Origin of the sequence: Lactobacillus xujianguonis, assembly GCF_004009905.1 — a bacterium.
GTDB lineage: Bacteria > Bacillota > Bacilli > Lactobacillales > Lactobacillaceae > Lactobacillus > Lactobacillus xujianguonis.
The window spans coordinates 36,148-56,295 of the sequence record NZ_ML136876.1 but is presented as its reverse complement, the minus strand read 5'-3'; the positions used below and the strand labels follow the sequence as shown (position 1 = coordinate 56,295).

Annotated in this window: 19 protein-coding genes and 1 pseudogene; 17 read left to right on the top strand and 3 right to left on the bottom strand. The window is 36.6% G+C overall.

What is annotated here, in order from left to right:
* Positions 1–35: 35 nt before the first annotated feature.
* A complete protein-coding gene (proC, locus tag EJK17_RS03850) occupies positions 36–806 on the top strand; it encodes a pyrroline-5-carboxylate reductase (RefSeq protein WP_103661284.1) in 771 nt (256 codons plus the stop codon).
* 87 nt (positions 807–893) lie between these two features.
* Here the strand turns inward: proC and EJK17_RS03845 are convergent, their stop codons facing one another.
* Together EJK17_RS03845 and EJK17_RS03840 are read right to left on the bottom strand one after the other, a co-directional pair.
* Positions 894–1,967, bottom strand: coding sequence for a serine hydrolase domain-containing protein (locus EJK17_RS03845; protein WP_127796227.1), 1,074 nt, complete (start codon positions 1,965–1,967; stop codon positions 894–896).
* 325 nt (positions 1,968–2,292) lie between these two features.
* Positions 2,293–3,462: a GNAT family N-acetyltransferase gene (locus tag EJK17_RS03840; protein WP_246011970.1), complete on the bottom strand. Its 1,170-nt coding sequence runs from the start codon at positions 3,460–3,462 to the stop codon at positions 2,293–2,295.
* Between the two features lie 360 nt (positions 3,463–3,822).
* Between EJK17_RS03840 and EJK17_RS03835 the strand changes: the two genes are divergently transcribed.
* From EJK17_RS03835 to EJK17_RS03820, 4 genes are all read left to right on the top strand, one after another.
* Positions 3,823–4,620: a ParA family protein gene (locus tag EJK17_RS03835; RefSeq protein ID WP_127796219.1), complete on the top strand. Its 798-nt coding sequence runs from the start codon at positions 3,823–3,825 to the stop codon at positions 4,618–4,620.
* A 371-nt stretch (positions 4,621–4,991) separates the two neighbouring features.
* The gene (locus EJK17_RS03830; RefSeq protein WP_103661282.1) at positions 4,992–5,279 is read left to right on the top strand and encodes a hypothetical protein; all 288 of its coding nucleotides are present in this window, start codon (positions 4,992–4,994) and stop codon (positions 5,277–5,279) included.
* Between the two features lie 1,356 nt (positions 5,280–6,635).
* On the top strand, positions 6,636–7,904 hold the full coding sequence (locus tag EJK17_RS03825; RefSeq protein WP_103661281.1) for a replication initiation protein: 1,269 nt from the start codon (positions 6,636–6,638) through the stop codon (positions 7,902–7,904).
* Positions 7,905–8,471: 567 nt separating this feature from the next.
* Positions 8,472–9,089: a sugar O-acetyltransferase gene (locus EJK17_RS03820; protein ID WP_103661280.1), complete on the top strand. Its 618-nt coding sequence runs from the start codon at positions 8,472–8,474 to the stop codon at positions 9,087–9,089.
* Between the two features lie 48 nt (positions 9,090–9,137).
* Here EJK17_RS03820 and EJK17_RS03815 read toward each other — a convergent pair whose 3' ends face one another.
* A complete protein-coding gene (locus EJK17_RS03815; RefSeq protein WP_103661279.1) occupies positions 9,138–9,770 on the bottom strand; it encodes a phosphatase PAP2 family protein in 633 nt (210 codons plus the stop codon).
* 148 nt (positions 9,771–9,918) lie between these two features.
* On the opposite strand from EJK17_RS03815, the gene EJK17_RS03810 reads away from it, so the two are divergent.
* From EJK17_RS03810 to EJK17_RS03755, 12 genes and pseudogenes are all read left to right on the top strand, one after another.
* The gene (locus EJK17_RS03810) at positions 9,919–10,584 is read left to right on the top strand and encodes a matrixin family metalloprotease (RefSeq protein WP_103661278.1); all 666 of its coding nucleotides are present in this window, start codon (positions 9,919–9,921) and stop codon (positions 10,582–10,584) included.
* A gap of 396 nt (positions 10,585–10,980) precedes the next feature.
* Entirely contained in the window at positions 10,981–11,337 is a 357-nt protein-coding gene (locus EJK17_RS03805) for a hypothetical protein (RefSeq protein WP_127796218.1), read from the top strand.
* A 189-nt stretch (positions 11,338–11,526) separates the two neighbouring features.
* Positions 11,527–12,387 (top strand): hypothetical protein, encoded by an 861-nt coding sequence (locus EJK17_RS03800; RefSeq protein ID WP_103661277.1) that lies wholly within the window; start codon positions 11,527–11,529, stop codon positions 12,385–12,387.
* 135 nt (positions 12,388–12,522) lie between these two features.
* Positions 12,523–13,830: pseudogene (locus tag EJK17_RS03790) on the top strand (glycosyltransferase family 2 protein).
* 1 nt (position 13,831) lies between these two features.
* Positions 13,832–14,056: a hypothetical protein gene (locus tag EJK17_RS11775; protein WP_236629314.1), complete on the top strand. Its 225-nt coding sequence runs from the start codon at positions 13,832–13,834 to the stop codon at positions 14,054–14,056.
* The gene (locus EJK17_RS03785) at positions 14,050–14,928 is read left to right on the top strand and encodes a glycosyl hydrolase family 8 (protein WP_236629313.1); all 879 of its coding nucleotides are present in this window, start codon (positions 14,050–14,052) and stop codon (positions 14,926–14,928) included. Before EJK17_RS11775 ends, EJK17_RS03785 begins: the two co-directional genes overlap by 7 nt.
* 91 nt (positions 14,929–15,019) lie before the next feature.
* Positions 15,020–15,268, top strand: a complete 249-nt coding sequence (locus EJK17_RS03780; protein WP_103661276.1) for a hypothetical protein — start codon at positions 15,020–15,022, stop codon at positions 15,266–15,268.
* 48 nt (positions 15,269–15,316) lie between these two features.
* Positions 15,317–15,802 (top strand): nitroreductase family protein, encoded by a 486-nt coding sequence (locus EJK17_RS03775; protein ID WP_103661275.1) that lies wholly within the window; start codon positions 15,317–15,319, stop codon positions 15,800–15,802.
* Between the two features lie 240 nt (positions 15,803–16,042).
* Positions 16,043–17,824, top strand: a complete 1,782-nt coding sequence (gene recQ, locus EJK17_RS03770; protein ID WP_103661274.1) for a DNA helicase RecQ — start codon at positions 16,043–16,045, stop codon at positions 17,822–17,824.
* Between the two features lie 77 nt (positions 17,825–17,901).
* Positions 17,902–18,189, top strand: coding sequence for a hypothetical protein (locus tag EJK17_RS03765; RefSeq protein ID WP_103661273.1), 288 nt, complete (start codon positions 17,902–17,904; stop codon positions 18,187–18,189).
* A 115-nt stretch (positions 18,190–18,304) separates the two neighbouring features.
* Complete coding sequence (locus tag EJK17_RS03760) at positions 18,305–18,766, top strand: DUF7679 family protein (protein ID WP_103661272.1); 462 nt, start codon at positions 18,305–18,307, stop codon at positions 18,764–18,766.
* 219 nt (positions 18,767–18,985) lie between these two features.
* Positions 18,986–20,098: an LPXTG cell wall anchor domain-containing protein gene (locus EJK17_RS03755; protein ID WP_161494898.1), complete on the top strand. Its 1,113-nt coding sequence runs from the start codon at positions 18,986–18,988 to the stop codon at positions 20,096–20,098.
* Positions 20,099–20,148: the final 50 nt, after the last annotated feature.

Below are 20,148 nucleotides of genomic sequence, written 5' to 3'. Positions count from 1 at the left end.
ACTATAGTATTTTTAGCGATAGAAAGGAATTCTCAATGAAAAAAGTTGCAATTGTCGGCGTTGGTCAAATGGGTAGCGCCATAATGGAAGGTTTATTCAGAACTAAAAAATATGACCTAATTGGTGAAAATCCGGTTAACCCGCGTGTCGATCAATTAGCTGAGCAGTTTAACTTCAAACTCGTGCATTCAATGACTGACTTGGCTAATTTAAAGCCTGACTTCATCATCTTAACTACGCCAGCTAAGATTACGTCAGCGGTGTTAAAGGATCTACCAGCTACTTCATCTGCTACAATTATTTCTGCCGCTGCTGGCATTTCCATGGCAGAGCTAGATCAAATTTTACCTGAAGCAAAAATCGCCCGCATCATCCCCAATACTCCAGTCGCCATTAATGCTGGTACGATTGCTACTTATTTGCCGGAGGATCTTGATGAAACAAGTAAGACCGCAATCAAAGAACTGTTAGCTGACCTAGGTGATGTGATCGAAGTCAAAGAAGAACAATTAAGTATTGCTGGCACAATCGGTGGTTGTGGGCCGGCTTTTGTCGATGTCTTTCTTGACGCTCTCGCGGATGCTGGAGTGCTAAATGGTTTAAAACGTGACCAAGCTAACCAAATTGCAGCTAGTATGGTCAAAGGTGCGGCAACTTTAGCTCTTGAGACCAAGACTGCTCCTGCTCTTCTACGTGATCAAGTTTGTTCACCTGGCGGCACTACAATTAAGGGCGTGGCTAGTTTAGAAAAGAATGGTTTACGTCATGCCGTGATCGACGCAGTTAATGCCGCTAATGAAAATTAGGCAAAAATTATCGTTGTTTCACGTGAATCATTTTTTAATGATAAAATAAGCAGCTTAGAATCGTTAATCTAAGCTGCTTTTTCATTACTATCTTTTAACAAAAGTATTCTTTTTAATCTTGTTTAAAATCTTGTACCCTACTGCACGATTTTTATTCTTATTATTTTGCGTTTGATTCGAGAAGAGCACAATTCCATTTTTATTATCAGATGTTAATTGAATCCAATTTGAAAAATGGGTTCCTCCAAAGTTGCCATAAGCCACTTGCAGGTCACCATGCTTCTTAAGATACAGGCCACCTGAATAAGTCGATTTCTTGGACTTCAAATGAGTCATGTAATGATATTGCTTTTCGGTGAGAATTTTTCCATTACTTAAACCCTTGATGATCTTCAAATAGTCACCTGGCTGTGAGAAAAGATTCCCGGCACCTGGCAATTGTGTCACCGTATATTGGTTAGCATAAAGCGGATCACGATAATTACCTTTATGACTACCGTAATAAGAAATCGCATCTGTCTTTCTACGAGGAATATCCTTATAAATATACGTATGATGAAGTTTCAACGGCTTAATAATCCGGCTCTTAACATTGGCAGCATAGGATTTATGCGTTACCTTGCGAATAATTCCTGCTAGTAAAACATAATTTGCATTGCTGTAGTTGAAATCATTTACCTTAGAACGTGGTGTCAGATCTAATTTGGCAACAGTCCACTTAATTGCTCCTGCCTCAGAGAACTTGATACCATGACTTTGTTCGCTACCACTCATATTTAAGCCAGAAGTGTGTGTCATCAATTGCCCAACGGTAATATGCTTGGCATGTTTCAATAATGGATACCAGCGAGAAATCTTGGTATTTTGTGAAAGCTTTCCTTGGTAAATCAGTTGCGTAATCATGGCACCGGTAACTGCCTTTTGCAAAGAACCCAAAGGATAAACTAACTTAGAACTGCCATTATCTAGCTTGCGCTTATAATATCCATACCCCACGTTAACTGTTTTGGCCTTGCCATCCTGCACCACAACAACTGACCCCTTGATGTGAGCCTCAGTCAGGGCCTTCTTAACAAAAGAACTTGTCACTTCAGCCTTAACAGTCTGCGAACGACTGCCCGCACAACAAAAGAGACTGGCGCAAAATGCCGCACCAATCATAGTTATCACTTGATGTCTTAAATTCATTTCTATCTCCAAATAAAAAATTTCCCAAAAATATTATAATCATTTTTTCTTGTTAGTTAATTCTTTTTTTAAAAAAGTCGAAGATAACGATTTTGAGGAGAGAAAAAAGATACCCTGATGCGTTCTTAATTAGAATGAATTCTGAAAACGAATTTTTGGCTAATTAATATGAATGTACTTATGCTTTACATAATATTTATATTTATATTTATATTTATATTAATCTTAATACTTATGTATATATAAAAAAGCAAGTTAGATCAGACTTTAGCAGATTTTCTAGCTTGCTTTTTTCAATTTAAAAATAATCATAAAAGCTGACAGTACCTTTGACAAATTCAAGCTTTGAATAATGATCTCCCGCAATCTCACCAGCTTTAATTGCATCGTGCAGAATCATATCCCCCAGTAGAACCTTAGTCCAGGAATTAATGGTTCCGGTAAAGTCAGCACTGGCTGAAACTTTTTTAACCCGATACCCATCATGATCATTAGTAATTTGCCAAGTACCATTGTTCCAAGGGCACAATTCATCTCCTGTTACACGAATCGTATAACTACCGAAATTAACCACTTTCATGCATGAGATAATCTTTTCAAAGTCAACTATCCGACTCATCATGTAAGGTTTAATGCCGATTTCTAGAACCCTTTGCTCAGTAAAGAAGTTTTCAAGTTTGCTTTCTTCTGGCATGAGTATCTCAAATCTAGCGCAGTCAGCATAGTTTTCTTTAATGTAAGTCAGTAATCCCTTAATGCCATCACCAGCATCTGCATACATTTCATCAACGAAAAAGGTATCATTCTTAACATGATAAAACATATATGCCTGTGGTAAACCCACTCTACCAAAGTACACTGCCAAATTGCGTTCAGGATAGTACTTTTCCATGCGGTTCCACCACCAGTATTCACGATTCATTGTATTGCGCTCATCTGAAGTATGCATCGGAACTTCGTATAACTGTGCAGCACCATTCTGAACTAATAAATCGCTCCATGTACCAGTAATAGTTTTTCCGTCAGTAATAGTACGCAGATATGGCAAAGCCTTATTCGTAAATACATACTTCTTTTGATAAATAGTATCTTCAAAGCCATATTGCCTGTAAAAATTTTCTGAAAATGATGCTAAATTTGCAAAAGGTATCTCTTCTTGATGCAAATCTTTCAGTATTTCTCGCATTAATACCGTAATATTCCCCTTTCCGCGAGCAGTTTTATCTGAAGAAACATACCCAATGCCTGCCATTTTCGTCTTTTGTGTGAATACACGCGCAGGAAATGGATTAACCATGATATAACTTTGTAATTTGTTTTTATCTAAGATGCCGTAACTGTCACTATGATCATAACGAGACATAAAAACTTGGTCTTTAGTAAGATCGGTATCTTTATCAAAAGCATCTTTGATAAGCCTTGCAATTTGTTGTAAATTGGCATCATTCTTTTGTAATTTCATACCCATATTTTAACACATTTATCATAATTAGAGATAGATGTTTTTCGTTCTTTGGTTAGTTTTATACTTCTGTTAGTACTTTATAATTATGTACTTTAATATACTTACACTTATATTTAGATTTATACTAATTTTAAATTTTGTCAACGCAATAAACTTTACTTTTTCAGATGCAAAACGCTTATTAATTGCATTAGGCCAGCCTTTTCTTAATGCTTATATTAGCTAGTATATTTATTTGTATACTTATATTTATCTATAGCCTTATATTTCTTATTGTAGTGTTAAGTATAATTATTAATGGCCACATTATTAGACTTTGTGTTATGATGCTATTAACAGATTAAATTGAAAAGGAAGCGTATTATGAAAATAATCTCATTTGCTGCCATCAAAGGAGGCGTAGGTAAAACCACTCTTGCCTACAACTTCGGTGAACGGCTTGCTAAAAATGGCAAAAAGATACTCTTCATTGACCTTGACCATCAATGCAATTTAAGTCAAACCTATGAAGTCTATGCTGATAAGGATATCGGTACCGTAGCTAACATCTTTTTACAAGAAGACAATGTAACTATTAACCATGTTAAAGAAAATATTGATCTAATTGCCGGTAACATGCACCTAGACGACATTGAAACTAATATTGAAAACATGACTAACAAAAACATGCGTCTTTACATGTGGCTTAACAACAATTATGACAAGGTGGGTATTGGCGATTATGACTATATTATTATTGATTGTCACCCAGACTTCTCTACCGCTACTAAGAATGCGATTATTGTAAGTCATGATATTCTCAGCCCTATTACACCAAGTAAGCATGGTTTTGATGCCAAATATAACCTAGAAGACCGGATTGAAGACTTACGAAAAGAAGCAATTGAGTTCAGTACCGGTGAAACTTATGTTACTGCGAAACTTTACTTTATCGCTAACATGATTAAACGTAATACCTCTTCTTCTAATGAAATGTTAGAAAGTATTAAGGATGACGACAGTGTGATAGCTGTTATTCCAGATAAAGAATTGTTCAACCGTTCTAATCTAGATGAAACACCGGTAGTTGAAATGATGGAAGATACTAGAACCTACAATAGAAATTATAATTTCTTCCAAGATTTCAACAAAACTTTTAAGCAAATTGAAGATAAATTATAAAAATAAAGAAGCTAAAACTATTCTTTGGCTTCTTTTTTGTTTTCGAAAAATATCTATCATATGTTGATATATCAGCTTTTATAGAATACGCATATTTATATTTATATGTATTAACCTACTTCTTATTATATTAGTACATTTTCATATTATTATCTCTATATTTACCAATAGCTTTATACTTAGACGTCTATATATATTTGTATGTTTTATTATTCTTATACATATTATTTTACATATAAATAGTTATATCCGTACAAATTAGTTTTCAATAAACTTTTGTTTTTCTAAAGCTTTTAAATATAAATGTACTTATACTTATATTTGTTGGTATAATATATCTGTTATGTATAAACATATTGGAGGTTATAAATATGGCATTCGATAGACCAAAGAAAAATGCTTTTCAAAATGGTAAAGAAACCCATGAAAAGATGACAGAAGCACTTAATAATAAACCAGAAGTTCAAGAAGTACCCCAACCCACTATCAATTACTCACTACCCACTAAAACACCTATTCAAAAAGAGAAGGTTAAACCATTTACTTTTACTTTAAAACCAAGTAATAGAAAAGCACTTAATAGAATAGCTAAACGTCATGGTTTTACTTCAACTAGTGCCTTTCTTGATGAGTGGATCGAACAAAACAAAGATAACTAAAGCTTTTAGTCAGATACATGTATTTTTACTTATGTATCTGGCTTTTATTTTTATTTAAAGTTAAAACTTCAATTGCTTTATTTAAGAATTAAAAAGCATTTAGCTAGGCAGCTGTTTTGAATGTCTTATTTGTAACCAATTGTTGTTCATGATTTTATTTAACAAAATTATGAGTTAATTCGCAGTTCACTATTTACTTACGTTTTAAGGTCAATATTGCAAGTGAGGCGGTTTGTAGTGAAAGTCATTTAATAACCATTTTATATATACCCTTTAATTAAACCCTTTAACATCCTTTTAGCATGACGCGGAGGCCTTGATATGCTTAAGCTACAGCAATTGAAAAACGACGTCTTGTGGAGTACTAGTGCGTGATTTACATGCTCTAATCCCTTTAATATCAACAAAGCTCGGCAATTTTTGCTTAATTTAATAAAGGTGACGTTTCATGGAAGCCAAAATAGCGTCAAAATAGCTTTAAAGCCTGATGTATCAACATATTGAGTACTTTTTAATAACAGTGTCGCAATGTGGAATTATTAAACGACGCTTTATGGTATTAACGGTGACGTCTGATGGAGAGACGATTTTCGAGATTTTAATAAGGGCGACATCTCATGGAGCCTAGTTATCCACAATTTTTGAAATTAGGGTGACGTCATATGGAGTAATTTAGGCAAAACTAGCTCCATTTTAATAAGAGTGACGCCTTATGGACACAACATATTGTGGTGCTCTTTTTAAATATATCCAATATTTGAGTACTCAATTCTCAGAAATGTAGAGTTAGTATTAATAAGAGTGACACCACGTGGAGATTATTTTTAGAATTACCCCTTTTTTAAATAAAATAGCGCTAAATAAGTCTCTAAAAGAACTATTTTCCCATTTTAGGTCGTTTATTTAATGTAATTTTTGAATAAGGGGGACATCTTATGGAGCTTCTTTTTAAGAATAGCTAAAAATATGCTAGAAAACACTACATGTTGTAAATTTGAGGCAAGCTAAAAATCATGAAAAACTGTTGAAAACTGTAATTTTTGCTAATTTTTTTGACCCGATTTTGAAAATTAATAAGGGTGACGGCTCATGGAGATTTTATTTAAGACGACGTGATGTGGAGTAATAAGGGTGACATCATATGGATTAAATTTAGAAAATGAATTAAAAACGACGTCTTATGGAGTTATTTTTGAATAAAAGTGACGTCGTATGGAACGAATTTTAATAAGGGTGACATCTCATGGAGCAAATTTGCTAATAAGTGTTGTTTCTACTGTTGAAATGCTTTATATTTACCTTAAATAAAAGGAACGACGTTACAGATTATGAAAGTCGTTAATTGGAGATTCACCTATGGCAATTAGAAAAAGACCTGTACAAAAGATAATTAAGATTGATAATCGCTTCAATGATGATCCTATCTTTGAGCCAATTGATAGCCTACCCGAAATAAATAGTAATATCTTTTGGCTAATTGCTGCGCAAGTAAAGGATCAAGGTAGTAACCGAATTACACTTTCTCCAGATCAGATTAAGCGTGAAGTCGGCTACAACAGTCATATTTCTAACAAACAAATTGCTAAAAATGTTGATGATACCTTTTCTCGGTTACTCACAATACAGCTGTCTAAAGAAGAAAAAGATAAAAATACCGGACACATCAACAAAATTCGAGAAAATATCTTCAAAAGATCGGTAGTAGACACTGATACGCTTGAGACTAGTGTAGAAGTAAGTGATAGTTTTCAATATTTATTTAACCATTTGGAACACTGGACACGCTTTTCAATTACGCAATATGTACGTCTTCATTCCAATTATTCGCGTAAGTTGTTCAGATTATTGAAGCAGTGGCGTACCGTGGGACACAAGGAATATAAAATCGACGATTTCAGAAAACGGCTGCAAATTCCGAAGTCTTACCGTCCTACAGATATCGACCGACGTGTTCTTAGTCTGTGTATTGAGGAATTGTGTGCTAATTTCCAGAATTTTAAGGTGACTAAGAACTACCGTAAAGGTGTTAGAGGGCGCAAGCTTGATTCTTATATCTTCACTTGGGTGCCTGAAAAGAATAATCAGCAAGATGTTTACTATGACAGTAGTATTGAAGATACGAATTCCGTTTATTACATCAAATCTAACCCATATTTGACGGATAAGCAGAAATTTAGAGCTTTAGACCGTTTTTACGGCTTTACTTTGGGTACTTGTGCTAAGGAGTATAAAGAAGGCCATCTGCACTCATATTTCTTGCCAAATAAGCTGCATAAACGCTCACGGCGGACTGCTTTCCATCGTTCTGATTTAAAGTCCTTGACGCAATATAAACACGCTCAATTTGCGCAATTATTGCACGTATACGAAGAAGTAAGCAAAAAAGGCTTCCTGACACCAGAAGACAAAGAGGACATGCAACTCCTTAAAATGGGCTACATGAAGTCTGAGGAAGATCGTGATCGCGATCAAAAGGCAGAAAAAGAACGACTCAAGTCCTTGGAAGAAAGTGCCAAGGACATGCAGGTTCAACGTGATAATGGTAATGTTTCGATTGACTTTACCCATGCTGGGCAAGATTTGAATGATAGCTTATCACTGTTTGATATAAAAGATTTAAGTTGACAATAAAATAAAAATTAAGAAGGCGATAGGTCACAAAACGTTGATCTATCGCCCCTTTTTTGTACATTATGAAATACATATATTTAGTACTGTAAATACACTTGTATTTATATTTTTAAAGATACGTGTAAAGATACATATATTATAATAGTGCATGGCTGAATATATGTAAAATGGATACTTATATGTAGCATTATGGTTTTAGATATTTCATAGTGCCAACAATTGAGAAGAATTTAATAAAAACGACGTCATTTGGAAGCAAAAAATCTCCAAATCACGTCGTTTTAAAGTTTATATGAATATTGATACTGGTAAGTATAAGAATACGGTACTTTATATTTAGATGTATATGACTACGGATATTAATATTTATTTTGTTAAATAAGTGAAAAATTATTCTGTAGCAAAGATGTTGGAAACATCGCTAAATTAACTTTTTAATTATTAATATACGGATAACTATAAGCGAAAGTATATAGATAATAATTCATAGCCGTATAAGGGTAATCATCAATATATTTGATATAATAAAAGCAAAACATCAAAAAGAGGTGCAATACTAAAATGGAAGAAAATACCAAAAATATGCTAGCCGGTAAGGCTTATCGTCCTGGTACAGCAGAATTGCAAAAGATTTCTCGCTTAGCCCATCGTCTATGCCGGGATTACAATATGTTGGCAGATACCGATAAGGAAGAAAGAAATGCAATTATTGATCGCTTGTTTCCTGATCATGGTAAAGGCGTTTACTTGCAAGGTCCAATTCAAGTTGACTATGGTCAATTCACGCATCTCGGCAAAGAGTTTTATGCTAATTTCAATTTGACGATTTTAGATACTTGTCCTGTGACAATTGGAAATAATGTCATGTTTGGTCCAAATGTCACGATTGCGACGCCACTGCATCCATTACTTCCTGAGCAAAGAAATGTTCGTTTGCAAAAAGATGGGACTTATACTGATATTGAATACGGCGCACCAATTACTATTGAAGATAACTGTTGGCTGGCAAGTAGTGTCACAGTTTGTCCAGGAGTAACAATTGGTGAAGGCAGTGTGATTGGTGCAGGTAGTGTCGTCACTAAAGATATTCCGGCTCATTCTTTGGCAGTGGGTACACCAGCGCGGGTATTACGAAAAATTACCGAAAAAGATCGGTTAACTGATTGGCCATATCAATAGAAGAAAAAAGAATGATCAAACATTTTTCAGTTTGATCATTCTTTTGATTTAAAAATTATTTTTACTAGTTCTTGGTGTAAATTTTTGCCAGAGCAGTTCAACAACTCCGATCCAGGTCCAAGAGACTAAAACTGAGCCGCAGACATCAGTTGGGTAGTGAGCATAAAGATAAACTCTCGAAATCATTTCAATTACCAAAATCACTGCTAATAAGATATCAACCCAAATGCGGGTGGTTTTGTTTTTCAAAAATACTGGCAAGAAAATCATGATGAACCACAGAACTAAAATTGATAGTCCTAAAGTGTGACCACTTGGAAAACTAAAACCGTCATCAATTGCCAAATGTTGAATTGGACGTGCACGTTGAATGAGGTGCTTGATGACCCAACCAACTGCATCGGCACTGATTAGTAAAACAAGTAGATTCAGCGCCAGCGGTTTTTGGTGTTTAATCCATAAAATGATGACAATGATCAACATCCAGACCAAATCCATTTTAGGGGAGGCAAGGAAAGAGATTTTTAACATAATTCCTTGTAAGTTAGGACTAAAATGAACAAGCTGCTGGAAGAAATGATCAACGTGATTTACCCAACTGGCATGAAGCACAATTGAGAAGGCCAAAATCAAAGTCAATGGCAGGCCAATGCCAATGGCAGTGTAATTTTTCTTCATTATTTATTTTCTCCGTTAAAAAAGAATAACACATAGATTCTACCATAGTATAGGAAGAAATGAGGCAAAATCTCGGTGTAAATGATCGTTAATTGACTTTGTCCTGCAGTAAAGCTTATGATTTAGACATAATAGAAAGTTGTAGACAAAGATGAAGAAAATAAATAAATTTTGGAAGAAAATCATCATCGTCTTGATGCTGCTAGGCGGTATGGGAGTGGTGACGACCGAGCAGACCACACAACCTGTTCAAGCTGCTAGTCACAAGATAGCCAAAAAGGCCAAAAAGAAGCAGCATAAAAAGAAACGCTTAAAGAAACAAATCAAGATTGATCGACAGAAAAAGCATCACCGGGTCAAAAAGCAAATCAAAGCCTCGAAGCTTAGAATTCCGGTAGCTACGATCTATGTGGGAACTAGTAATGCAGAAGATCGACAGGCAACTGAAGCAGCCTTAGCTGCTTGGAACCAAACCGGCGCCGTTAAATTCATTCAAGTTGCTAAGCCACAACAAGCCTATATTTATTTACACGATGGAAATTACGGCCAAACAACCTGGGCTGGTGAAGAAATTGAACGCCGAGTCACAAAAAATACTCGTTCATCTGAATTTCGCTTGAATGATTTTTACATGAGAATTATTGATCCTCAATCGCGGATTGATGTTGCTGAACACGAATTAGGTCATGCTATCGGCTTAAACCATATTGATGGCAGACCGTCAGTTATGAATTCAGTACTTGATCTAGGTCATGCCTATTCCATCCAACCAATTGATGTTGTTTCAGTGATAACGTTATATAACACTCAACGATAAGAAAAACGTTAATCATTGCCAGAAAACGGCAATGATTATCTTTTATTTAAAAATATCGTATAGAATAACTCGCGTGATTTTGAGCAAAATTCTTGTCTTATGATTACTTGCTGCCTATATTAGTTATTATCTTTTACTAACTCAGTTAGTAAAAATTTCCAAATTATGGGTAATTATAGCTTCGTATAGTATTTGGTAAATCCCGGTGTTGAGCGCTTTAGTAATAAAAAATAACAGAAAAAGCATAAATGTTAGCGCTAACATCGAATAAACTATACGCGTATAAAATGAGGCTTCTGTAAGGCTGAATGCAAATTCATCAGGGTTGAATTGAATAACAGTTAATTTATAATAAAAGTGTAAAGAGAAAGAGTTATAGAATCGCAGGTAGTTAAAATGTTAAACGTTAAGAACTTAATCAAAGCTGTTTCAAGTATTACGTTTGTTGCTAGTTTAGGTTTAGTTGGCATTGGTACTGTAAATGCTGCGTCTACGGCTGCTCCTTTAGGTTCAGCTGAAGTTGAACCAACTAATCCGGTTGCTAAGAAAGGCGACAAGATCTTTGTTGTCGTCAAAGACTCTAAGAATCAAAAGGTTAACGTTGTTAACGCCAAGAACCATACTACTGGTGAAAAAGTAAAGATGGGTACTACTTGGAAAGTTAAGGCTACTAAGAAAGTTAACAGCAAGCGAATTTACCGGATTGGTAATCAAAAGCAATGGTTAAGATCAAAGGATGTTGTGAAGAACTAATTTACTTTGAGCTTAATAAATAGCGATTCTTTTAGGAATACAGTCATCTAATGGAGATGGCTGTATTTTTTTGCAGAAATTAGCAATTTAATATTCAAAAATTACTATTAGTAAGATATTATAGTGGGTAGTACTCTAAATTAAGATATATGAGTGAATTAGATATAGATGTGAAAAAAAGAGACTGAAATGGACAGAAAAAAGAATTTCTTCATGCCCTGTGATTTATTGCTAGCAATTTTGTTCCCATTGATCTTAGTGAGATGGGCTTCAATTTACTGTACTAACAATATTAGTAATGGAATAACTGCAATTTTAGTGTTAGCAGTGATTACAGGATTTATTTTGCCAAATATCCTAGTTAGTTGGCTAATGATTATTTTAACCACGATTAGCATGGCATATTTGTTTTTGGGATATATGATCTTACCGACCGCAATCAAACTGATTGTATTGGTAATTTTTCCAATTGAAGTGCTATTGGTTAATTATGCTAGTCAGCATTTAATTAGATTAAAGTTTATGAAAAATGATCGGCGGTCAATTAATCGCTACTTGGCACATTATAATCCGCATGTAAAGTTGCAAACGACTTATAATGCGATTAAACTCTACCGGCGTCAAATTCGGATCATTAAGAAAATGAAACAGATGAACTTTCACACGACGGTAACCTTGGTGCGCTGGGAAAATAGTCAACAATTTAAGGAATTTCATCATTATGAATATTTAAAAGCCATGCGCAAGCTCAGTAAGGCCTTAAAAGAAAGTCGCTTGACTGCAGAATTCATTTATTTCCTGGGAAATGGAAATTTCATCGTTATATCCCCTAATCAACCTGAAAGAGTATTAAATTTCTTAAATCAACAAACTGAGCAAACAATTTCAGAGTTAGCAGTTCCAATTCCAATTCAATTAAAGGTGGTATCACAGACTGTTACTCAGGAAAACTTAGATCGCTATAGTGATTGGACGGTTTTATTCAAGCATTTGATGCGCGAAGCAGAAACAAAGTTAGTAGTTGAATATTTGAAAGGACAAGTAGGTTGATCGAGAGTTTTTACACCCTCAGTTTGATCATTTCGACGATCTTTGTGATCAGCTTTATCATTATTTTCTTTTGCGCTTTAAAAATTTATTTCAATGTTGAAAAGACGATGATGAAAAATAAGAGGAATGATCAAGATGAGTGATGCAGTTCAAATCATTACCTTAATTTCCATTTGGTTTTCACTGTTAATGTCGCTAGTAACTTTGGCTGGAGCAGTTAAGTTTTGGCTAAAGCATAGTAAAGTTAGTGTCAAAATTGAGCCCCTTAAACGCTATCCGCAAGTAACAATTGTGGTTCCAGCGCACAATGAAAAGTTGGTCATTGCCAAGACAGCCGAGGCAATACTTAACTTGAATTATCCAGCAGATAAACTAGAAGTGTTAATCTTTGCTGATAATTGTAGTGACAAAACTGCTTAAGAAGTGCGTCGAGTTTTTAACAAGACAAAATATCAAAATTATCACGCCCAAGTTATTGAGCGGACTGGCAGTGGTGGTAAGGCAGGTGTTCTAAATGATGCCTTGAAAATTGCCCATGGTGAATATTTAGCAGTTTATGATGCTGATGCGATGCCGGAAGAGAATGCCTTGTACTTTTTAGTCCAAAAACTATTGGAAAATCCGGACCGGTATGTTGCGGTCTATGGACGTAATAAAACTCGGAATGCTAATCAAAATTTCTTAACAAAGTGTATCAACCAAGAGATTTTGGTTACGCAACGAATTCGACATTGCGGTATCTGGGAGTTGTTCAAAATTGGTAGCATTCCTGGTACTAACTTCATTATCAATACTGACTATGTCAGATCAATTAATGGCTGGCGTGATGGTGCCCTAACAGAAGATACAGATTTGGCTTTCAAAATTATGGGTTCTGGAAAGCTGATTGCTTTAGCCTATAACTCAGAAGCTTATGAACAAGAACCAGAGCACGTTCGAGACTATTATTATCAGCGTTTGCGCTGGGCTAAAGGCAATTATGAAGTCGTCATTACTAACTTAAAGCACTTATTCGATGATACTAATTGGCGGGTTAAACTAGAAACGCTGTATTATGCCAGCACATTTTTCTGGTTTACTAAGGCCGTTGTCTTATCAGATATCATCTTTTTTGCCAATTTGATCTTTTGGCTTGGCAGTTTCTGGAATCCTGCTTTACAAATTCCATTTACGCTTTCAACCAACAGTATTCTGTTAGCGCAAGTATTGCTGTTTAATTGGCTCTTGATGATTATGTTGTACATTTTGCAAATTAATACCGCGACTGCAACGCAATTTGGTCAGACGACAAATGGGCAGATTTGGCTGTCATTAGTAGCTTACTTCACTTATTCGCAATTGTTTATTGCGGTTTCTTTGCGTGCAGTTTTTTCCGTTATGGGCGACCGGATTTTTAAACGTAAAACTACCAAATGGGTAAAGACAAAGAGATTTTCAGACTAAGATGAAACAGAAAAGATATATTACCATTTTCGTTACGATCCTAATCTTGTTCTGCGTCATAATGACTTACGTGCGTTTTTCTAACAATCAAGAAACACAGGCGCAGATCTACCAAGATTGGCAACGGATATATTTAAGAAAGAAGGGCGAGCAGGCCTTTGTTGATACTACGCCGCAGGCAACTAAACCGGTAGTTCTGTCAGAGGACAAGGTTACGGGATGTTAATTAGTGTGCTAGCTGCTAAAAAGGGATTAACTGACCAAAAACAGTTCCAGCAATTCTATGAGTATTATTTAAACCATCGTTTGCCTGGAACGCAGCTCTTAAGTTGGCGGCAAGTGGCTGGCAAAGATGCGGATAGTAGTGCGACTGATGGGGACTTAATGGTGGCGCAAGCCTTGATCCAGGCTTACCGCTTGTGGCCGCAGAAAAAAGAATATGCGCGGCAAGCGCGGAGATTGTTAGCTGATATTTTGAAGTATGAATATAACGCTCGAGAAAAGATCCTAACCGTTGGGAATTGGGCTACAGCTAAATCAAAGTATTATGATTTGATGCGGACCTCAGACGTGATGCCAGCGGTTTTTACGCAGTTTTACCAATTTACTGGTGAGCGCAAGTGGCTGGTAATCAAGCAAAAAATGCTTAAGCGGCTAGATCAGCTGAGCAAAAGCAATTCTTCAGGTTTGGTTCCTGATTTTGCTTGGGTTAAGAAGGGTAAGGCCAAGCCAGTTAAAGCTAACACGGTGGCGACTGCTTATGATGGCGCTTATTCAGCCAATGCTTGCCGAGTACCAATGCTACTGGCAGATAGTCAGGATAAGTTATCAGAGCAGATCTTGCGCCGGATGCTGAGCTTCTTCAGTAAGCATGTGCCGCTAGCTTCAGGCTATACCTTAAACGGAGAAGTGATCAACGCTAAAACAATTGGTAGTTTTAGTGCGCCTGTTTTTTACGCAGTTAATCATTATCGCAATCAAAGTTATGATCAGCTCTTTTTAAGTGAGCAACATCATTTTACTGATGGTTTGCCAAAAGATAACTATTATGATGCAACTCTCATCTGTTTAGTGGCGTTGATGAACGAAAAAGTTTAAAAGAAGCCGAAATAGTAAAAATAAATTGCTAAATGCCGTATAATGATTGTGATGAAAGCGGATTTATAATTTTATAAAATGAGGTGTTAATATGAAAAAATGGATGTTTGGACTTGGGGCTGTCACTGCCGCTGTAGCAGCTGGTGTTGCCACTAAAGTATTTTTAGATAAGAATAGTACTGAAGAAACCGAAGAAGCAGAAAAAGATCGCGGCGTTTCACCAGTCTATGAAGAAAAAAATGTTGAAAGTACTGAAAATACTGAAGATGAAAAAGATGATGATGTAACCGATCTTAAGGCTGACGCAATCAACCACGGCTATGTTCCTGAAGAATATTAGAATGTTTTTGCTCCCTTAAGTGGGAGCTTTTTTGTTAGGAGGATTTCGATGGAAGATCCAGTAATTGCAAGAAGAGCTATCAGAAAGTTTATGTCACTGCCGGTAACGCAAGAAGAGATTAAAAAGTTAATTGCGGCCTTTCAAGCTGCACCTTGCGGGATGCACCAAGCTTCGGTCATGCAGGCGAGTGTAATTGTTGATCCGGCTTTACGGGCGGAAGTAGAGAGTAAGACTAATAATTCCTGCTACGGGGCTCCGCTTTTATTTGTGATTAGCACGAAGAAGGGCAATAATTTTGGCGAACGCAATGCTTCAGTTGCTGCTGAAAATGTCATGATTGAAGCAACTGAGTTAGGCTTAGGTTCGGTCTACATTATGTCAGGGGCTTCACAATTAAACAGTTATCCTGATTTGAAAGAAAAGTTAGGCATTACCACCGGCTTTGACGCAACGGTCATTGTTTGTGTAGGCAAAGCCGCTGATCAGCCAAAGTTAGAGGACCGCTCCCAGCGCTATCAAGTGGTCATTAAGTAGTTTTTTAAACAATAGAAAATAATTTGCAGGCGAATGATTTTCGCCTGCTTTTTTCTTACCACTCACTTGTTTGCATTAGCAGAGCAAAGTATAATTTGATTTATACGGTCCAAATTATGGCAATGAAACATAAATTAAGATACTGAAGCCGATTACATTTCTTAAAATAAAAGACTTATCAATTCAGCATCGTGAAACATGGCCATAAAAGCCGGTATAATAACGTTTTTGGGAGAAAACATGCTTAATCCACACACAGTCTTAAAAAACACTTTTGGATACTCGAATTTCAGACCCGGTCAAGAAAAAGTCATTGACTTAGTTTTAGAAGGGCAAAATGTCTTAGCGGTCATGCCAACGGGAGCGGGAAAATCACTTTGCTACCAAGTACCGGCCTTAGTTAATCCCGGAGTAACCTTGGTGATTTCACCATTAATTTCATTGATGAAAGATCAGATTGATTCTTTACATCAAAACGGCATTGAAGCTGCCGCCTTAAATTCAGCTACTCCACAAGAAGAGGTTAATCCCATTTTGCGCCAAGCTTATGAAGGCAAAATTAAACTCTTGTATGTGACTCCTGAGCGTTTAGCCATGGATTATTTCCGCTACCAGTTGAATTTCTTAGATATCTCATTGGTAGCTGTTGATGAAGCCCACTGTATCTCGCAGTGGGGACACGATTTTCGTCCAGCCTACCGGCAAATTATGGCTGGGATTAAAGCTTTAAAGAGTCAACCTAACATTTTAGCGTTAACAGCTACAGCGACGCCAGCTGTTCAAGATGATATTGCTAACCAGTTAGCAATCCCTAAAGAAAATCGCGTAATTACTTCTTTCGCGCGGCCTAATCTGAGTTTCTCAGTGGTTAATTCACCTAAGGATAATAATCTATATATTTATAAATATATTCATAATCATCAGGATGAAGCAGGGATTGTTTACACCAACACCCGCAAGAAAGTGGAAGATTTAACTAATTATTTAGCTAAAAAAGGAATCTCGGTTGCCGCTTATCATGGTGGCTTACCAGCTGACGAACGTGCGCAGGTACAGGATGCTTTTCAATTTGACCAAGTTCAAGTAATTGTAGCGACGAATGCTTTTGGCATGGGGATTGATAAAAGTAATGTTCGCTTTGTCATTCATGCTAACAGTGCTCGCAATCTGGAATCTTATTATCAAGAAGCTGGCCGGGCTGGCCGAGACGGGGATCCGTGTGAGGCAGTGATGCTCTACAAGCCAGGAGATTTAAGAACTTATCGCTGGTTTATTGAAAATTCTGATGCTGATGAAAAGTACCAAAAGGTCCAATACACAAAATTAGCAAAGATCACTCAGTATGCGAACACTTCAGAGTGCCTGCAACAATTTATCGTGCGCTATTTTGGTCAAGATTGCCCGCCTTGTGGCAAATGCTCCAATTGTCTTGATAAACGAGAATTAATGGACATCACCCAAACTGCTAAAAAAGTAATTGCGGTTGTTTATGAATTAGATGGCCGTTTTGGTAAAAATATTGTGGCGCAAGTGGCGGTTGGCTCTAAAAATCAACGGATGAAAGAACTAGATGCTGAGCAATTAGATCATTATGATAGTTTGAAAATGCCGCAAAATGAAGCCATTAGTTTAATAAATTATTTGGTCGCAAATGGTTATCTGGAACAAGTTGGTGACCAATATCCGGTAGTTCATGTCACTAACAAGGGCTGGGATGTGCTTGATGGCAAGCAACAGGTATTCCGGCGTCAGCCACAAGAAGTTAGCCAGGTTCGACAAGAAAATGCTGATAACGGCTTATTTGCCCTTTTGAAGGAAAAACGGTTAGAACTGGCTAAAGAGCAAAAAGTACCAGCTTTTATGATTTTTAATGATCGTTCTTTAAGAGAAATGACCGCAGAATTACCCACCACTGAAGATGAATTTTTAGAAATTAGTGGGGTTGGTCAAGCCAAAATGGAGCGTTACGGTAAGGTCATGATGCAAATAATTAAAGATTTTAAAAAGAATCATCAAGGCTGAGTCGTCTAGCGGCTTTTCTATGAGGTTTGCCAGTATAATTGTGGGTAAAGAACTAAAAAAGATAGAGGTGTTTATCCATGAAGAAATTAAATACACTTAGCATTATCGGAATTGCCGCTACTGCTGCCGGAGCAGTAACCGCAGCCGCCATCGTTGGAACCAAGATGGTCATGAAGAAGATGGCTAAAAAGGCTGAAGAAAAGCAAGAAATTTTACGTCTCAATGCTCCTCAAGGAGTTGGCGATGATGCACAAGCTGAACTTGATGCTAGTCAATTAAAAGACGAAGATCGCGCAAAGCAAAAGACGGAATTCCCTCGCGTTCACTTAGAAGACAAAAGTAAAAAACTAGAAACAGATGAATAATTAAGACCTGATGATTGCCAACTTGGTAATTATCAGGTTTTTTGGTGAAAAATAGTACTAAAAAATGCCGGTTAATGTTTTAATATTAATTAGCCGAAAAAAGGGGATGAAAAACATGGCGCGGCAGAAGACTTATATTTGGTGCAAACTTGAATTTACGGATGGGACGCAGAGTTGGTATTGCATCAGTCGCGTATTGCGCAAGGCAATTTTGATCGAGAAAAAGCAGAATCGTTTTTGGAAAAATGAGTTGATTAACAATTATATTACAGTCGCAACAACGGAATATAAGAACAATCGAGCCCGGCTAACAGTGGGCAAGATTCTTGAAGTTAGTGTTTCCCATCATGGAACGCCGGGTAGTAATTGGACGCGCAATCAGTTTGTCACCCCTGAGCATTTGCTCAATTTTAAGAGTGCCTATAATTATTTAAAGCATGATTATACTTGGTATAACCGCTTGGCAATTTGGGTGGCTTTACGATATTGGCATAATGAATTAAAACAAAAGCAAATTAAGCATTGGCAACGTTCACTAGGAAAAGTGCGGGGCAAAGTTTATCATTTGCGTAAGTAAGCATCTGAGAAATGAGAATTTTTCAGGTGCTTTTTAATTTTTTTGCAAAAATTTTCGTGTGCGTGAAGAATTATCGGACTCAAATTTGCTCTGAGGATGCTTGGCCTAAAGCCAAAAATGGCAGTTGACGCGGGCTGCAGGAGTCGGTATATTTATTGGCGAAAAAGTTTTGTGCACAATCCTAAATTAAACGACATCGTTTTAAGTGAGGAAGAACGAATGAAGCAAATGCAAAAAAGTAATCACTCGCTCTTAATTAAGTGGGCGATTTTAATCATTGTTTTGGGATTGAATCTGGTTTTGACAGCGCCTAAAGTGCAGGCGGATGACCAAGCTTCGACTGAAATTATTGCGAAAGAAGCTGTTGGTAATGGTGATTTACATGGGCAGTTAATTACAGCGGATATTGCGGAATGGACTGCAAATTTTGACTTTAAGAAGCGTAAACTCTGGGGCAACGTTGACGTTAAGATTATGATTCCTGAAGAGCAAGCTCTTAAGACTGGTAGTGCGGTTTTTCAAGTGGACGAAGAGCAGTATAGCTTAAGTGAATTTAAAAAGGCTTTTCCTAAGACTAAAGCCGCAGTAACGAGTAATGAAATCCATTTAGTTTTTGCCCAAGATGAGATAAGCGGTAAGCAAGTTACCCTAAAATATCGCACTATCTTGGCTGAAGAAGAGAAAAATCCAGTAAATCGAGTTCAAGTTAAGTATGTTGTAGCTGATGATTTATTAACGCAACTGGATCAAAAGGCTAAAAAAACTAATGCGAAAAATGATGACCAACAAGAAGCAGCAAATAGTTGGATGGATGCCTTCATGTTACGGGCAATGAAAGAATTTTTGACTTACTTTAATGCTAAAAAGCCTTTAGCCGAATTAGATAAAAAAGAACTTGCAACTGAAAAAGATAAAACGAAAACTGATGATTGGAAAATCAAAGTTGAAGACCATAAGGTAGATCAGAGCTTAGACGATAAGACAAAGGACGAAAAGATCAAACTTGGTGATCAAACCAAAAACAAACAAGCAGCTTTAACGACTGCGACTGCAGATCAGCCGGCAGCTACTAAGCAGACTAAAAGCAAGCATTTTACTTACCAACCAAGTAGCAAGTATAAACGTTATGAAAGTTCCAACCGACACTCTTCACAAAAAGACGAGAGTGATGATCCAATCGATGATTTTGCAGCCAAGAGTGAACGTCATTCTCGTTCACGCCGTAGTTTGCCACAAACTGGGGATGCACACAATCCCGTTTACTTCTGGCTAGGCTTAGCTTTCTTATTAGGTGTGAGTGCTTTAATGATCAAACTACAACGGAAAAAATAAGCAAGTAAAGAGGTATCGTTTCTAAAATGATGCCTCTTTTTAATTTATTT

Bases quoted from the DNA above. Each gene is read 5' to 3' on its own strand.
- EJK17_RS03830 (WP_103661282.1), top strand. From the start codon at position 4,992: ATGGCATTCGATAGACCAAAGAAAAATGCTTTTCAAAATGGTAAAGAA.
- EJK17_RS03805 (WP_127796218.1), top strand. From the start codon at position 10,981: ATGTTAAACGTTAAGAACTTAATCAAAGCTGTTTCAAGTATTACGTTT.
- EJK17_RS03785 (WP_236629313.1), top strand. From the start codon at position 14,050: ATGTTAATTAGTGTGCTAGCTGCTAAAAAGGGATTAACTGACCAAAAA.
- EJK17_RS03780 (WP_103661276.1), top strand. From the start codon at position 15,020: ATGAAAAAATGGATGTTTGGACTTGGGGCTGTCACTGCCGCTGTAGCA.
- EJK17_RS03840 (WP_246011970.1), bottom strand. From the start codon at position 3,462: ATGGGTATGAAATTACAAAAGAATGATGCCAATTTACAACAAATTGCA.
- EJK17_RS03820 (WP_103661280.1), top strand. From the start codon at position 8,472: ATGGAAGAAAATACCAAAAATATGCTAGCCGGTAAGGCTTATCGTCCT.
- EJK17_RS03835 (WP_127796219.1), top strand. From the start codon at position 3,823: ATGAAAATAATCTCATTTGCTGCCATCAAAGGAGGCGTAGGTAAAACC.
- EJK17_RS11775 (WP_236629314.1), top strand. From the start codon at position 13,832: ATGAAACAGAAAAGATATATTACCATTTTCGTTACGATCCTAATCTTG.
- EJK17_RS03760 (WP_103661272.1), top strand. From the start codon at position 18,305: ATGGCGCGGCAGAAGACTTATATTTGGTGCAAACTTGAATTTACGGAT.
- EJK17_RS03765 (WP_103661273.1), top strand. From the start codon at position 17,902: ATGAAGAAATTAAATACACTTAGCATTATCGGAATTGCCGCTACTGCT.
- EJK17_RS03755 (WP_161494898.1), top strand. From the start codon at position 18,986: ATGAAGCAAATGCAAAAAAGTAATCACTCGCTCTTAATTAAGTGGGCG.
- EJK17_RS03800 (WP_103661277.1), top strand. From the start codon at position 11,527: ATGGACAGAAAAAAGAATTTCTTCATGCCCTGTGATTTATTGCTAGCA.
- EJK17_RS03825 (WP_103661281.1), top strand. From the start codon at position 6,636: ATGGCAATTAGAAAAAGACCTGTACAAAAGATAATTAAGATTGATAAT.
- EJK17_RS03810 (WP_103661278.1), top strand. From the start codon at position 9,919: ATGAAGAAAATAAATAAATTTTGGAAGAAAATCATCATCGTCTTGATG.
- EJK17_RS03845 (WP_127796227.1), bottom strand. From the start codon at position 1,967: ATGATTGGTGCGGCATTTTGCGCCAGTCTCTTTTGTTGTGCGGGCAGT.
- recQ (WP_103661274.1), top strand. From the start codon at position 16,043: ATGCTTAATCCACACACAGTCTTAAAAAACACTTTTGGATACTCGAAT.
- proC (WP_103661284.1), top strand. From the start codon at position 36: ATGAAAAAAGTTGCAATTGTCGGCGTTGGTCAAATGGGTAGCGCCATA.
- EJK17_RS03775 (WP_103661275.1), top strand. From the start codon at position 15,317: ATGGAAGATCCAGTAATTGCAAGAAGAGCTATCAGAAAGTTTATGTCA.